The sequence below is a fragment of the Deinococcus sp. genome (assembly GCF_025362455.1).
Taxonomy (GTDB): domain Bacteria; phylum Deinococcota; class Deinococci; order Deinococcales; family Deinococcaceae; genus Deinococcus.
The window spans coordinates 16,938-30,528 of the sequence record NZ_JANYGJ010000137.1; the positions used below are offsets into that span (position 1 = coordinate 16,938).

The 13,591-nt window shown below is 66.5% G+C and carries 12 protein-coding genes; 5 read left to right on the forward strand and 7 right to left on the reverse strand.

Translation table 11 applies throughout. The annotated features are described in order from the left end of the window. Positions 1-17 precede the first annotated feature (17 nt). Positions 18-878, reverse strand: a complete 861-nt coding sequence (gene nadE, locus Q0R23_RS10775; RefSeq protein ID WP_293912925.1) for an ammonia-dependent NAD(+) synthetase — start codon at positions 876-878, stop codon at positions 18-20. A 75-nt stretch (positions 879-953) separates the two neighbouring features. On the opposite strand from nadE, the gene Q0R23_RS10780 reads away from it, so the two are divergent. The 5 genes from Q0R23_RS10780 (at position 954) to Q0R23_RS10800 (ending at position 6,313) form a co-directional block, all read left to right on the forward strand. Next, the gene (locus tag Q0R23_RS10780) at positions 954-2,414 is read left to right on the forward strand and encodes a nicotinate phosphoribosyltransferase (RefSeq protein WP_293912927.1); all 1,461 of its coding nucleotides are present in this window, start codon (positions 954-956) and stop codon (positions 2,412-2,414) included. A gap of 126 nt (positions 2,415-2,540) precedes the next feature. After that, entirely contained in the window at positions 2,541-3,458 is a 918-nt protein-coding gene (locus Q0R23_RS10785) for an aldo/keto reductase (RefSeq protein ID WP_293912929.1), read from the forward strand. An 86-nt stretch (positions 3,459-3,544) separates the two neighbouring features. Continuing rightward, complete coding sequence (locus Q0R23_RS10790; protein ID WP_293912931.1) at positions 3,545-4,213, forward strand: nucleoside/nucleotide kinase family protein; 669 nt, start codon at positions 3,545-3,547, stop codon at positions 4,211-4,213. 93 nt (positions 4,214-4,306) lie between these two features. Beyond that, positions 4,307-5,767, forward strand: a complete 1,461-nt coding sequence (locus tag Q0R23_RS10795; RefSeq protein WP_293912933.1) for a mannitol dehydrogenase family protein — start codon at positions 4,307-4,309, stop codon at positions 5,765-5,767. Between the two features lie 90 nt (positions 5,768-5,857). Continuing rightward, complete coding sequence (locus Q0R23_RS10800) at positions 5,858-6,313, forward strand: tellurite resistance TerB family protein (RefSeq protein ID WP_293912935.1); 456 nt, start codon at positions 5,858-5,860, stop codon at positions 6,311-6,313. 99 nt (positions 6,314-6,412) lie between these two features. On the opposite strand, the gene Q0R23_RS10805 is transcribed toward Q0R23_RS10800, so the two are convergent. From Q0R23_RS10805 to Q0R23_RS10830, 6 genes are all read right to left on the reverse strand, one after another. Then, the gene (locus Q0R23_RS10805) at positions 6,413-7,888 is read right to left on the reverse strand and encodes a gamma-aminobutyraldehyde dehydrogenase (protein WP_293912937.1); all 1,476 of its coding nucleotides are present in this window, start codon (positions 7,886-7,888) and stop codon (positions 6,413-6,415) included. A 71-nt stretch (positions 7,889-7,959) separates the two neighbouring features. After that, positions 7,960-8,772: an ABC transporter permease gene (locus tag Q0R23_RS10810; RefSeq protein WP_293912939.1), complete on the reverse strand. Its 813-nt coding sequence runs from the start codon at positions 8,770-8,772 to the stop codon at positions 7,960-7,962. A gap of 46 nt (positions 8,773-8,818) precedes the next feature. Continuing rightward, the gene (locus tag Q0R23_RS10815) at positions 8,819-9,763 is read right to left on the reverse strand and encodes an ABC transporter permease (RefSeq protein ID WP_293912941.1); all 945 of its coding nucleotides are present in this window, start codon (positions 9,761-9,763) and stop codon (positions 8,819-8,821) included. Between the two features lies 1 nt (position 9,764). Further along, positions 9,765-10,814 carry an ABC transporter ATP-binding protein gene (locus tag Q0R23_RS10820; protein WP_293912942.1) on the reverse strand — a complete coding sequence of 350 codons (1,050 nt, stop codon included), beginning with the start codon at positions 10,812-10,814 and terminating at the stop codon, positions 9,765-9,767. 268 nt (positions 10,815-11,082) lie between these two features. After that, the gene (locus Q0R23_RS10825; protein ID WP_293912943.1) at positions 11,083-12,258 is read right to left on the reverse strand and encodes an ABC transporter substrate-binding protein; all 1,176 of its coding nucleotides are present in this window, start codon (positions 12,256-12,258) and stop codon (positions 11,083-11,085) included. A 122-nt stretch (positions 12,259-12,380) separates the two neighbouring features. Then, positions 12,381-13,304 (reverse strand): LysR substrate-binding domain-containing protein, encoded by a 924-nt coding sequence (locus Q0R23_RS10830; RefSeq protein WP_293912944.1) that lies wholly within the window; start codon positions 13,302-13,304, stop codon positions 12,381-12,383. Positions 13,305-13,591: the final 287 nt, after the last annotated feature.

Below are 13,591 nucleotides of genomic sequence, written 5' to 3' on the forward strand. Positions count from 1 at the left end.
CGGGCGCTGGCCCAGCCTCAGCGCCACCACCCGTCGAGCGGGCTGACCGGCATCACCCGCTTGTGCCGCGTCGCGCTATACCAGCGCTCGATGATGGCCGAGGCGCCGCCCGGCACCACTTTTCCTTCCAGGTAATCGTCGATCTGCTCGTAGGTCACGCCCAGCGCCACCTCGTCACTCAGGCCGGGGCGGTCGTCTTCGAGGTCGGCGGTGGGGGTCTTGAGGTACAGGCGCTCCGGGGCGCCCAGGTGTTCCAGCAGCGCCCGGCCCTGGCGCTTGTTCAGGCCGACCAGCGGGGTCAGGTCCACGCCGCCGTCGCCGTACTTGGTGTAGAAGCCGGTGAGCGCCTCGGCGGCGTGATCGGTGCCCACCACCAGCAGGCCACGCTGACCGGCCAGGGCGTACTGAAGGGCCATCCGCTGCCGGGCCTTGAGGTTGCCGCGCACAAAGTCGCTGAGCGGCGCCCCGTGTGCCTCCTGCACGCTGGTCGCGGCGGCGTCGGTGACGGGGCCGATATTCAGCGTCAGGGTCTCCATCGCCCCGATGAACTCCAGGGCCAGTTGCGCGTCGGCCTCGTCGGCCTGGACGTGGTAGGGCAGCCGCACGGCGACGAAGGTGTAGGGACCGCCCAGTTCGGCATTGAGTTCCGCCACCGCCAGCGCACATAGCCGCCCGGTCAGGCTGGAATCCTGGCCACCGGAGACGCCCAGCACCAGGCCGCCTGCCGGTGTGGTCCGCAGGTACGCCTTGAGAAAATCGGTGCGCCGCCGCACTTCCCCGGCAGCGTCGATGCTGGGCTGTACGCCGAGTTCGGCGATGATCCGGGTCTGAATGGCGCTGAGAACCGGCCCGACTGGTTCAGAAAGCTGGGTGGTCATGGTGAAAGTTTGCCATGAACGCCAGGCCAGGAACTGCATGCAAACTCCCGCCTTATCCCCGATGCTAAAGGCAAGATGACCACTCCCGATACCCCTGTACCGATTCACCTCTCGCCCCTGCTGACCGACCTCTACCAGCTCACCATGCTGCACGGCTACTGGACGTGCGGCATGCACAAGCAGCTCGCTGTGTTCGACCTGTATTTCCGGCGCCCACCCTACGGTGGTGGCTACGCCGTCTGGGCAGGTCTGGAGAACGCGCTGGACTACCTGACCGAACTGCGTTTCGACGCCGATTCGCTGGCGTACCTGGAGAGCCTGAAGCTCTTCGAGCCGGAATTCCTGGCGGCGCTTTCAAAGTGGCGCTTTACCGGGCAGGTCGAGGCCTTCGCGGAAGGCTCGGTGGTCTTCGCGCACGAGCCGCTGCTGAGCGTCGCGGCCCCGCTGTGGGAAGCGCAACTGATCGAGACCGCGCTGCTCAACACGCTGAATTTCCAGACGCTGATCGCCAGCAAGGCCGCCCGCTGCGCTTCAGTCACGCAGGGCGCCGCGCTGATCGAGTTCGGTGCCCGCCGCGCCCAGGGTCCGGACGGTGCCCTGAGCGCCTCGCGGGCCGCCTATATCGGCGGGGCCAGCGCCACCAGCAACGTGCTGGCCGGGCAGCGCTACGGGCTCAGGGTGGTCGGCACCCACGCCCACGCCTGGGTCGAGAGCTTCCCCGATGAACTCAGCGCCTTCCGGGCCTACGCGCAGCTCTACCCCGACGCCACCACGCTGCTGCTCGATACCGTCAACACCCTGGAGAGCGGCCTGCCCAACGCCATCACCGTAGCGGGTGAGCTGCGGGCTACCGGGCACGAACTGCGGGCCGTGCGGCTCGATTCCGGAGACCTGGCGTACCTGTCGCGCCGGGTCCGGGCCACGTTGGACGCGGCGGGCTTTCCAGAGGTCAGGATCATGGCGTCCAACGACCTGTCCGAAGAGGTCATCCAGAGCGTGATCCGCGAGGGAGGCCGCATCGACATCTACGCGGTGGGCACGCAACTGGCGACCGGAGGCGGGCCTGGCGGCGGCGCCCTGGGCGGCGTTTACAAACTGGCTGAGTTAGGCGGACGCCCCCGCATGAAACTGACCGGCGACCCCGCCAAGACCAGCTTGCCGGGCCGAAAACGGGTCTGGCGCGGCGTGGACGCCGCCCGGCAGCAGGTCTGGGACGTGATCGCGCTGAGCAGCGAGGCGGCGCCGCAAGCAGGCCAGCGCGTCAGTGATCCGTCCAACCCGCTGCGCCGCAGTCGCCTGCCGGACGGGCTGAGCTGGCATGATCCCCGCGAGGTGGTGGTGAGCGTCGGGCAGCGCGTGGCAGCGCCGGAGAGCCTGCCGACCATCCAGGCGCGGGCCAGGGATCAGCTCGCCCGCCTGCCGGAAGGCACCCTCCGGCTGCTCAACCCGCACACCTACCGGGTCAGCCTCAGCGCTGGGCTCCAGGCCAGCCGCGACGCCTTGATCGCCGAGCTGGAAGGTTCAGCGCCGCAGTGAGCAGCGCCGGGTGCAGCAATTCATAACGTCAGGCTAAGGGCCGCAGGCCTCTCCGGGCGCCTATCCTGGGGCGAATCGTAAACCTGTGCCCCGACACCTCCCCCTCAGCACTCAGGAGAACCCATCATGCGGACCATCAAACTCGGCAGCAGCACCCTCGACGTACCCGTCGTCGCCATCGGCGCCATGCGCCTCAACTCGCTGGACAGGGCGGGCGCCGAAACCTTCGTGAATACCGCCCTTGACGCCGGAGCCAACTTCTTCGACCACGCCGACATCTACGGCGACGGGGAGTGCGAGGAGATCTTTTCAGGCGCCGTGGGCATGAGCAGCAGCGTGCGCGAGAAACTGATCTTGCAGTCCAAGTGCGGCATCCGCAAAGGCAGCTTCGACTTTTCCAGGGAGCACATCCTGGCCTCGGTGGACGGTATTTTAAAACGGCTGCGCACCGATTACCTCGACGCCCTGCTGCTGCACCGCCCCGACGCGCTGGTGGAGCCCGAAGAGGTGGCCGCCGCCTTCGACCAGCTCGAAGCAGAAGGCAAGGTGCGGCACTTCGGGGTGTCAAACCAGACGCCCAACCAGATCGAGTTGCTGAAAAAGTATGTCCGGCAGCCGCTGGTGGCCAACCAGCTCCAGCTCAGCATCACCAACGCCACCATGATTACGCGGGGCTTTTACGTCAATATGGAAACCGACAAGGCGGTAGACCGTGACGGCGGCATTCTGGATTACTGCCGCCTGCACAGCGTCACCATTCAGCCCTGGTCGCCCTTTCAGTTCGGCTTCTTCGAGGGCGTGTTTCTGAACAATGCCAAGTTTCCGGAGCTGAACAAAAAAATCGACGAGGTGGCCGCCAGCCACGCCGTCAGCAACACGACCATCGCCATCGCCTGGCTGCTGCGGCACCCGGCCAAGATGCAGCCGATCACCGGCACCATGAACCTTCAGCGCCTGCTCGACTGCTGCAAGGCCAGCGAGGTCGAGCTGTCGCGCGAGGAGTGGTACGCCATCAGCACCGCTGCGGGCAACGAATTGCCGTAAGTGTTGAATGGGTTGAATGGGTGGATGGACCACCGGCAGACATCCGGCGCACAATCTCGTATGCCTGCCGACTGCTGGAATGCCCGATGACCGCCCCCGATCCGAACCAACCCATTCCGAACCGACCCATCAGCATTCAGGCCACGCTGGCCGAGCTAGTGGAGCGTGCCCGCTCGCTGATCGTGCCGGGCTCTCGGCGCATCCTGGGCGTCACCGGCTCGCCGGGCGCGGGCAAATCGACCCTCTGCGCGGCGCTGCTCACCGAGCTGGGGCCGGACGCCGCACTGGTCGGCATGGACGGCTTTCACCTGGCCAACGAGGAACTGACGCGCCTGGGTCGCCGTGAGCGCAAGGGTGCCCCCGACACCTTCGACATGGGCGGCTACGCGGCCCTGCTGGAGCGGCTGGGGCGCGAAGCGGGCGAGGATGTCTACGGCCCGGTGTTCAACCGCGACCTGGAGGAGTCGATTGGCAGCGCGGTCATGGTCCCGGCGAAGGTGCCGCTGATTCTGACCGAGGGCAATTACCTGCTGCTGGAAGGCGGCTGGGCGCGGGCCAGGGCGACACTCGACGAGGTGTGGTTTCTGGAGCTGCCCGAAGAGGTCCGCCTGGAGCGCCTGATCCGCCGCCACGAGGCGCATGGCCGCTCGCCTGCCGAGGCCGCCGCCTGGGTGCGGGGCGTAGACCAGCGCAACGCCGTTCTGATCGAGGCCAGCCGGACGCGGGCGAGCATGACGGTGCAGCTCACCTTGTAGGCAGCTCACCGTATAGATGGCCACGAGATCATCCTAAGCAACCCGGTCAAGCCGTATGGCACACCCGCCTTCATTTCCTGCCAGAATCAGTGTATGCCAAAGCTCAATACTGCCGCGTTGCCTCAGATCGCCCGGACGGTTCCGGTGCCGAGCTACGACCCCGGCTCACTCACCACCGGCATCGTCCATATCGGCGTCGGGGCCTTTCACCGCTCGCACCAGGCCATGTACATCGACCGGCTGCTCAGTACCGGTCAGGGCGGCGAGTGGGCCATCTGCGGCGTGGGTCTGCTGCCCTCCGACGCTCACATGCGGGGCGTGCTGGCTGCCCAGGACCACCTCTACACCCTGGTCAGCAAGCCGCCGGTCGGTGAGGCTCAGGCCCGCGTCATCGGCGCCATCAGCGAGTATCTGTTCGCGCCCCAGAACCCCGAAGCCGTCATCGAGAAACTGGCCGACCCCGGCACCCGCATCGTCTCGCTGACCGTCACCGAGGGCGGCTACAGCTTGAACGACGCCACCGGGGAATTCGATCCCAGCACGCCGGGCGTGGCGCACGACCTGCAAGCTGGCAGCGTGCCGCAGACCGTCTTCGGCTACCTGACCGAGGGGCTGCGCCGCCGCCGCGTTCGGGGCATTCCCCCGTTCACCGTCATGTCGTGCGACAACATCCAGGGCAACGGGCACGTCACCCACAAGGTGCTCAGCGCCTTCGCCCGCCTCAAAGACCCGGCGCTGGGCGAGTGGATCGCCGCCGAGGTGGCCTTTCCCAACTCGATGGTCGACCGCATCACGCCCGGCACCAGCGAGGACATGAAACGCGACCTGGAGCGCGATTTCGGCATTCAAGACGAGTGGCCGGTGATCGCCGAGTCGTTCGTGCAGTGGGTGCTCGAAGACCACTTCACTCTGGGCCGCCCGGCGCTGGAGACGGTGGGCGTGCAGATCGTGGACGATGTAGAGCCCTACGAGCTGATGAAGCTGCGGCTGCTCAACGCCGCGCACCAGGCGATGGCCTACCCCGGCCTGCTGGCGGGCTACAGCTACGTCCACGAAGCCTGCCATGACCCGGCTATCAGCGACTTTCTGCTGGCCTACATGGAGCGCGAGGCCACGCCCACCCTGCGGCCCGTGCCGGGTATCGACCTGGCCGAGTACCGCCGCGAGCTGATTACCCGCTTTTCCAGCGTGGCGATTCAGGACACCCTGGCGCGGCTGGCCTTCGACGGCGCCGACCGGCTGCCCAAATTCCTGTTGCCGGTGGTGCGCGAGCAACTGGCCAGCGGCGGCGAGGTGGGGCGCAGCGCTATGGTAATCGCCGCCTACAGCCTGTACCTGGAGGCGGCGGCGGCGGGCCGGTTCAAGCTTCAGGAGCAGCGTGCCGTGAGTCTGCTGGACGCGGTGGGCCGCGAGTCCGGGGCGCCCGGCGCCCTGCTCGACCTGGCCGCCGTCTTCGGTGAGGTCGGCCAGGACGAACGCTTCCGGGGGGCCTATCTGGCCGCCCGCGCCAGCATTTTGCAACATGGCCCGCTTGAGGCGCTCCGGCGGCTGTAGGTTTGGTGGGCCGTAGGGCCGGTGGGCTGGTGAGCCGCAAAATCACTGTTCAGATACCGCTCCTCATGAGCCGGGTGATACCGTAGGGGCATGAGCTTCCTCGACAATCTCAAGAACAGTCTGTCCACCGCCTCGCAGGGACTGAGCGACCAGGTGGGGCGCTTCAAGTCCGCCGATTTCGCCGAGGCGACCATGAGCATGTGTGCCCTGATCGCCGCCGCCGACGGTTCGGTCAGCGCCGACGAGCGCCGCAAGGTCGCCGGATTCATCGCCAGCAACGACAGCCTCAAGGTGTTTCAGCCTGCCGATCTCAAAACCCGCTTCGACAAATACTGCGACAAACTCAGCGCCGACTACGATTTCGGGCGCCTGGAAGCCGTGCAGGCCATCGGCAAGCTCCGCAGCAAGCCCGACCAGGCCCGCGCCGTCATTCAGCTCGGCATGATTATCGGCGGCGCCGACGGCCACTTCGACGAGTCCGAGCGGGTCCAGATTCGCGACTGTGCCCGCGCCGTGAACCTGGACCCCGCAGAGTTCGGCGTCTGAACCGCACTTGCTGGTAAAATCCGAAACCAAAACAAACGTTCTGGGGTGCCGTCACTGGCCTCCAGAACGTTTTGCTTGATCTGGCTGGACTGTTCCCGTTCAGTGCTTGATCATCACGTGGCGCACCACGGTGTAGTCTTCGAGCGCGTATAAGCTCATGTCCTTGCCGTAGCCGCTGCTCTTCAGGCCACCGTGCGGCATTTCGTTGACCAGCATGAAATGTGTGTTGACCCAGGTGCAGCCGTACTGGAGCTGGCTGGAGACCTGCATGGCCGTACCCACGTCGCCGGTCCAGACGCTGCTGGCCAGGCCGTACTCGGAGTCGTTGGCCCAGGTGACGGCCTGCTCGGTGGTGCTGAACGGCGTGACGCTGACCACCGGCCCGAACACCTCGCGGCGCACGATCTCGTCGTCTTGGCGGGCACCGGCAACCACGGTGGGCTCGTAGAAGAAGCCTGATCCGGGTCGGACCCGGCCACCCGTGGTGATCTCGATATGGCTGCTGGTGCGGGCACGCTCCACGAAACTGGCCACCCGGTCACGCTGCCGGGCACTGATCAGCGGCCCCATCTCGGTGCCGCTTTCGTGCTGGCTGCCGACCTTGATGCTGCCCACCGCCTCGGTCAGCGCCGCCACGAACTTTTCGTAGATGCCCTGCTGCGCGTAGACCCGGCAGGCGGCGGTGCAGTCCTGGCCCGCGTTGTAGTAGCCGAACACCTTGATGCCCTCGACGGCGGCCTCGATGTCGGCGTCGCCGAAGACCAGCACCGGGGCCTTGCCGCCCAGTTCCAGATGGGTGCGCTTGACGGTGGCCGTCGCCGCCTCCAACACGCGCCGCCCGGTGCTCACGTCGCCGGTCAGCGAGACCATCCGCACGCGGGGATGCGAGATCAGCGCCGCGCCGGTCGTCTCGCCCACGCCGGTCACGATGTTGACCACGCCCGCCGGAAACAGTTCGGCCAGGATGCGGGCCAGGTGCAGGGTGGTCAATGGTGTCTGCTCGCTGGGCTTGAGCACCGCCGTATTGCCCGCCGCCAGGACCGGGGCCAGCTTCCAGGCGGCCATCATCAGCGGGTAGTTCCAGGGCGCGATGCTGGCCACCACGCCGATCGGGTCGCGCCGGATGAAGCTGGTATGCCCGGCCAGGTACTCGCCCGCGACGGACCCCTGAAGGGTCCGGGCCGCCCCGGCGAAGTAGCGAAAGGTATCCGAGATGGCGGGCAACTCGTCGGCCAGCACCGCCGGGTACGGCTTGCCGCAGTTCTCGGCCTCCAGGCGGGCGAAGGTCTCGGCCTCGGCGTCGATGCGGTCGGCCAGGGCCAGCAGCAGGGCGCCCCGGTCCTTGGGCGTGGTCTGTGCCCAGGCGGGAAAGGCCCGCTCGGCGGCCTCCACGGCGGCGCGCACCTGGTCGGCGCTGGCTTCGGGCAGTTGCAGGATAATCTCTCCCGTCGCCGGGTTGAGGATGTCGAGGAGTTGCCCCTCCCCCGCGACGAGCTGGCCGCCGATGAGAAGCTGCGTGTGGAGCTGGGCGCGGGTCTGCGTCGTCTGGGTCTGGGGTGCTCCGGTCTGGGTCATGGTAGGAACCTCGGTATGGGAGAAGGTCGGGGATGGATATTGGCTGATTTGGACTTCAGGTACGTGCTCATTCAGGTACTCTTCCCGGCGCCGTCCATCTCCTCGTGGCCCTGGGTCAGCCGCTGCGAAAGGAGAATCGGCAGCAGCGTCACCAGCATGACCAGAATGGCGACCACGTTGGTGACGGGGCGCTGGCGCGGTTTGAACAGCTCGCCGAACAGCCAGATCGGCAGGGTCTGCTCGGCTCCGGCGGTAAAGGTCGTGACGATCACCTCGTCGAAGCTCAGGGCGAAGGCCAGCAGCCCGCCCGCCAGCAGGGCCGTCGCCAGATGCGGCAGCAACACGTAGCGGAAGGTCTGGAAGGGCCGGGCGCCCAGGTCCTGACTGGCTTCGAGTTGCGAGGGGCTCAGACGCCGCAGCCGGGCGACGACGTTGTTGTAGACGGTCACGATGCAGAACGTCGCGTGCCCGATGACGATGGTGGCCAGCCCCGGTTCCAGCCCGGCCCGCTTGATGCTGCTCAGCAGCGCGATGCCGGTCACGATGCCCGGCAGGGCGATGGGCAGCGTGATGAGCAGGCTGATACTGTCTTTTCCTCTGAACCTGGCCCGCGCCATCGCGGCGGCGACCATGGCGCCCAGCGCCAGAGCGATCAGCGTCGCCACTGTCGCCACCCGCACGCTCAGCCACAGCGCGGCCCACATGTCCTGGCGGGCAAAGGCCACGCCGAACCATTTAAGTGTCAGCCCCGGCGGCGGAAAGGTGTAGGTCCGGTCCTCGCTCGTGAAGGCGTAGAGAATGATCAGCAGCAGGGGGATATGCAGGAAGGCCACGCCAAGGTAGGCGGCGACCCGCAGGCCCCAGGAGGAGCGCTCAGAGCGCATGCTGATCCCTCCCCCGCCCTTCCCACACCCCACAACCCACTTCCCATCACAGCGCATCGAAGGCCCCCGCTTTTCTCGCCAACGCCAGATACACCCCGACGATCACGATGGGCACCAGGCTGAACGCCGCCGCCAGCGGCAGGTTGCCCGCCGTACCCTGCTGGGTGTAGACCATCTGCCCGATGAAAAAACCCGGCGCCCCCACCACACCGGGAATGATGTAGTCGCCCAGGGTCAGCGAGAAGGTGAACACGGAGCCCGCCGCCACGCCCGGCACCGCCAGCGGCAAGATGACCCGCCGAAAGGTCTGGGCCGGACGTGCTCCCAGGTCGGCGCTGGCCTGGATCAGTGAGCGCGGCACCCGTTCCAGCGCCGCCTGAATCGGCAGAATCATGAACGGTAGCCAGACGTAGACGAACACCAGGAACATCCCCAGGTACGAACTCGACAAACTGGGACCGCCCAGCACCGGCAGGCGCAACACCTCGTCCAGCAGCCAGCTCAGGTGCAGCTTGGCGGTCACCCAACTGATGACGCCCTCCTGCGCCAGAATGAGGCGCCAGGCATACACCCGCACCAGGTAGCTGGCCCACAGCGGTAAGGTAATCAGCAGCACCCACAGCGCCTTGCGCGGCCCCCGCGTGTGAAAGGCGACGAAGTAGGCCACCGGAAAGGCGATCACCGCGCAGGCCAGCGTCACGATCAGCGCCATCAGCACCGTCCGGACGATGACGTCCACGTTGCTGGGCGCGGTGAAGAGGGATTTAAGTGTATCGAGCGTCAGGACGTTGCCGACCTGCCCGGTGAAATCGTCGATGGAATACAGGCTGTACACCAGCAGGCCCAGCAGGCTGCCCAGGTACAGCACGCCCAGCCACAGCAGCGGCGGCACGAGCAGCAGCAGCAGCGCCAGCACCGGGCGGCGGTACAGCAGCGGGCCGTGTGCAGCGGGTTTCTGGAGCGACGGCTTGGGGAGGAAGGGGGCAGCCACCTCAGTCCTCCAGCGGGCGCAGGTCGGCGGCGTCCCAGCGCAGGTTGACCGTCTGGCCCGGCGTGAACTTCCGGCTGCTGGCAATCAGGGCGTGAATCGAAACTCCGTTCGCATCCAGCTCCAGGCGGGTCTGGGCGCCCAGGTAGTGCACGCTGGTGATGCTGGCGTTCAGTCCGGGGCCGTCAGCCGACACCTCGACCCGCTCCGGGCGCAGGGCGAAGCGCCCGCCTACTCGCCCGACCAGTGCGCCGGGCAGCACGTTGGCGCCGCCCACGAAATCGGCCACGAAGGCGGTGCGGGGATACTCGTAGAGATCCTGGGGCGTGCCCTCCTGCTCGATGCGCCCGTCACGGAACACGGCCACCCGGTCACTCATGCTCAGCACCTCGCCCTGGTCGTGGGTGACATAAATAAACGTGATGCCCAGCGACTGCTGGATGCTGCGCAGCTCGGTCTGCATGGCCTCGCGCAACTTGAGGTCGAGCGCACCCAGCGGTTCGTCGAGGAGCAGCAGCTTCGGCGTGTTGACCAGCGCCCGTGCCAGCGCCACCCGCTGCCGCTGCCCGCCGGAGAGCTGGGCCGGGCGGCGAGAGGCGAAGGCCGAGAGCTTGACCAGTTCCAGCAGCTCCCCGGCCCGCTTGTTGCGGGTTGCCTTGTCCACGCCGCGCACGGTCAGGGCGTAGGCCACGTTGTCCAGCACGCTCATGTGCGGAAACAGGGCGTAATCCTGAAAGACCGTGTTCACGTCGCGGGCATAGGGCGGCTGGCCGGTCACGTCCTGCCCGAACAGCCGAATCTGGCCCGCCGTGGGCCGCTCGAAGCCGCCAATTAAGCGCAGACAGGTCGTCTTGCCGCTGCCCGACGGCCCCAGCAGCGAGTAGAACTCACCGGCCCGGATCTCCAGATCGACGTGATCGACGGCGTTGACGGTGCCGAACTTGACGGTGCCAGACTTGACGGTGCCAGACTTGACGGTGCCGAAAGTGCAGACCAGCCCGCGCAGCTCGACGGCGAGTGAGGGTATTGATGGAGGGGTGAGTGTGGCGGTCATCTGGGGCACCGGAGTGGGAAGTGGGGAGTGGGTTGTGGGAAGTAGGGAAAAATTTGGGCAGACACGGGATTAAAGAGAATGTCATGCATGGGGTGGGGACGCTGCCGGGTGGTCCCCTCTGCAAGCAGGTCTAGCGACTCACCCCGCTGCTGCGCAGCTCCCCTCTCCCACAAGGGGCGACTTGTAAAGCTCCGCAGGAGAGGGGTCAGCAACACCACCCCAGCCTGCTCTTCACCCACTCCCCACTCCCTACTTCCCACCTCCCTCTCTACCTTCCCCCCTGAATGGCGATGTAGTCGCTCACCCAGCGGTTGTAGGGCACGCAGGCGCCCTGGGCACATTTAGCCACGGGGGTCTTCCAGAAGTAGATCTTGTCGAAGGCCTCGTAGTTGTTGGTCTTGCAGCCGTCCTTGCCGAGCAGGGCGCTGGCCTGACATCCGGCGGGCACGGCGGGCAGCGAGCCGAACCAGGCGGCCACGTCGCCCTGGACCCTGGGACTCAGGCTGTATTCCAGCCACTTGTAGGCGCAGTTCGGATGCTTGGCATCGACGTGCAGCATGGTGGTGTCGGCCCAGCCGGTGGCGCCCTCCACCGGAACTACGCTGGCGATCGGCTGCTTGTTGGCCTGCAAGGTGTTGACCTGAAACGGCCAGGTCGGGCTGGCGGCCAGGCCCTCGTTGGTGAAGTCCTGGACCTGGGCGTTGGCGTCGTTCCAGTAGCGCTGCACCAGTTTGCGCTGGCCGCGCAGCAGCTCCAGGGCAGCTTTGTACTGCACTTCGTTCAGCTCATACGGGTTCTTGATGCCCAGCGCAGGCTGCGTCTTCATCAGGTACAGCGCGGCGTCGGCGATATAGATCGGGCCGTAATATGCCTGAATGCGACCCTTGTTGCTCTTGCCGTCGGAGAGCGTCTGCTCCTTGAACACCACGGCCCAGGAGGTCGGCGGCGTTTTAAAGGCTTTGGTGCTGTACATCAGCACGTTCGGCCCCCACTGGTAGGGCACGCCGTAGTGCTTGCCGTCCACGGTGTTCCAGGGAGCGCTCTGCAACTTGGGATTGATCTTGGCGTAGCTGGGAATGAGCCCCAGGTTGATCTGCTGGACCTTGTTGCCGTAGACGAGGCGCAAACTGGCGTCGCCGCTGGCCGTCACCAGATCGTAGCCGCCCTGATTCATCAGCGAGACCATCTCGTCGCTGCTGCCCGCCACCTTGACGCTGACCTTGCAGCCGCTCTGCTTCTCGAAGGGGGTCAGCCAGTCGTAGGCCTTGTCGCTGGCGCCGCGCTCCAGGTAGCCCGCCCAGGCGATGACGCTGAGTTGGCCCTCGCCTTTGCCCAGTGCGCCGAGCATGGCGCCGCTCTGCGCACTGGCCACTTGCAGCGGTGAGAGCATCATCCACAAGCTGCTGCCGAGTAACATCCACTGTCGATTCGTAGATCGAAACACGTGAAACCTCCTGATGGAAGGCGGTAAGTCAAAGGATGGACCTCCCCAGGTTAAGGTCAGGCCAAGCTCAGCACAAGTCAGGCCGGGGAATGCCAGCCATCGGCCAAAGCGATGGCACTGGTTTACGGACTGCCGTGCGTCCGGGCGTGCTCACCCACGACCACCAGAAACTGCTCGGCCACCGAAGGGAGCGGGCTGCCGCGCCGCCAGGCCACACCGACTTCCAGCGGCGGCAGACTTTCGGTAATGGGCCGCGAGGCCAGCCGGTCACCCTCCAGCGACCAGGGGCGGTAGAGCAGGCTGGGCAGCACCGCCACGCCCAGCCCCAGCGCCACCAGGCTGCGCAGCGCCTCGGTGCTGGAGGTCCGCAACCCCGCCGCTCGCAGGCCGCCCAGCTTCAGCATCTGGCGGGTGCCGTCTTCGAGCTCGTCGCTTTTCAGGGTCAGCAGCCGCTCACCGCGCAACTGGCTCAGGCTGACGCTCTGGGAACCGAGCAGTGGATGGTTGCCGGGCAGCCAGGCCAGCCAGGGCGCCCGGATTAGCGTGCGGGTTTCTATCGCCTGGCGGTCCAGCCCGGCTCCGCCCCCATACGAGGCCACGTTCATGACCGCCAGATCGAGTTCGCCGCCGATCAAGCGGTGCTCGATGTCCTGGCGGCGGTCCTCGGTGACGTTCACCGTCACACCGGGAAAGACCCGCTCGAAACGGGCCAGCAGCTCCGGCAGGTAGTAGGCCGTGACCAGGCTGCCCACCCCCAGGTTGAGCGTGCCCTGCACCGCGTCGGGCCGGGCACGAATCGAGCGTTCGGCGCTGTCCAGGGCGGCCATCACCGCCTCGGCGTGACGCAGGAACTGATGGCCCGCGTGGGTCAGGCCCATGCCACGGGCGTGACGGGCGAACAGGGCCGTGCCCAGCGTGCCTTCGAGCTTGTGGATGGCCTCGGTCACCACCGACTGCGAGACGTTGAGGCCCGGCAGGGCGCCCGCGATGGAGCCTGCCTCGGCCACCGCGATGAAGTAGCCGAGTTGCTTGACCGTGATCTTCACGTCTCACCCCGCAGCAGGCCAGCCATCGAAAAAACCAATGTGAACACCCGCAGGCTACCACTTACGGCGCCTCGTCATGACTTGGAGGTGCGGGCGATCTAGGTATCAGTCCAGCGTTGCACCCTAGAGACTGTCTGGAAAGCGTAAGGCTGCCGCTAGGCTGCTGATTCAAGCTGTTTCTCCCGCTCAAACTCAGCAAGTCGCCGGATCATGATACGAATAAAGGTCAACTGTATGAATGCCTCGGTCACCTCTGGCAGCAGGTCATATTCTCGGTTGAGCCGACG

What these genes read in the sequence shown, in the direction of transcription:
- nadE (WP_293912925.1), bottom strand. Translation starts at nt 878, where the DNA reads ATGACCACCCAGCTTTCTGAACCAGTCGGGCCGGTTCTCAGCGCCATT.
- Q0R23_RS10780 (WP_293912927.1), top strand. Translation starts at nt 954, where the DNA reads ATGACCACTCCCGATACCCCTGTACCGATTCACCTCTCGCCCCTGCTG.
- Q0R23_RS10785 (WP_293912929.1), top strand. Translation starts at nt 2,541, where the DNA reads ATGCGGACCATCAAACTCGGCAGCAGCACCCTCGACGTACCCGTCGTC.
- Q0R23_RS10790 (WP_293912931.1), top strand. Translation starts at nt 3,545, where the DNA reads ATGACCGCCCCCGATCCGAACCAACCCATTCCGAACCGACCCATCAGC.
- Q0R23_RS10795 (WP_293912933.1), top strand. Translation starts at nt 4,307, where the DNA reads ATGCCAAAGCTCAATACTGCCGCGTTGCCTCAGATCGCCCGGACGGTT.
- Q0R23_RS10800 (WP_293912935.1), top strand. Translation starts at nt 5,858, where the DNA reads ATGAGCTTCCTCGACAATCTCAAGAACAGTCTGTCCACCGCCTCGCAG.
- Q0R23_RS10805 (WP_293912937.1), bottom strand. Translation starts at nt 7,888, where the DNA reads ATGACCCAGACCGGAGCACCCCAGACCCAGACGACGCAGACCCGCGCC.
- Q0R23_RS10810 (WP_293912939.1), bottom strand. Translation starts at nt 8,772, where the DNA reads ATGCGCTCTGAGCGCTCCTCCTGGGGCCTGCGGGTCGCCGCCTACCTT.
- Q0R23_RS10820 (WP_293912942.1), bottom strand. Translation starts at nt 10,814, where the DNA reads ATGACCGCCACACTCACCCCTCCATCAATACCCTCACTCGCCGTCGAG.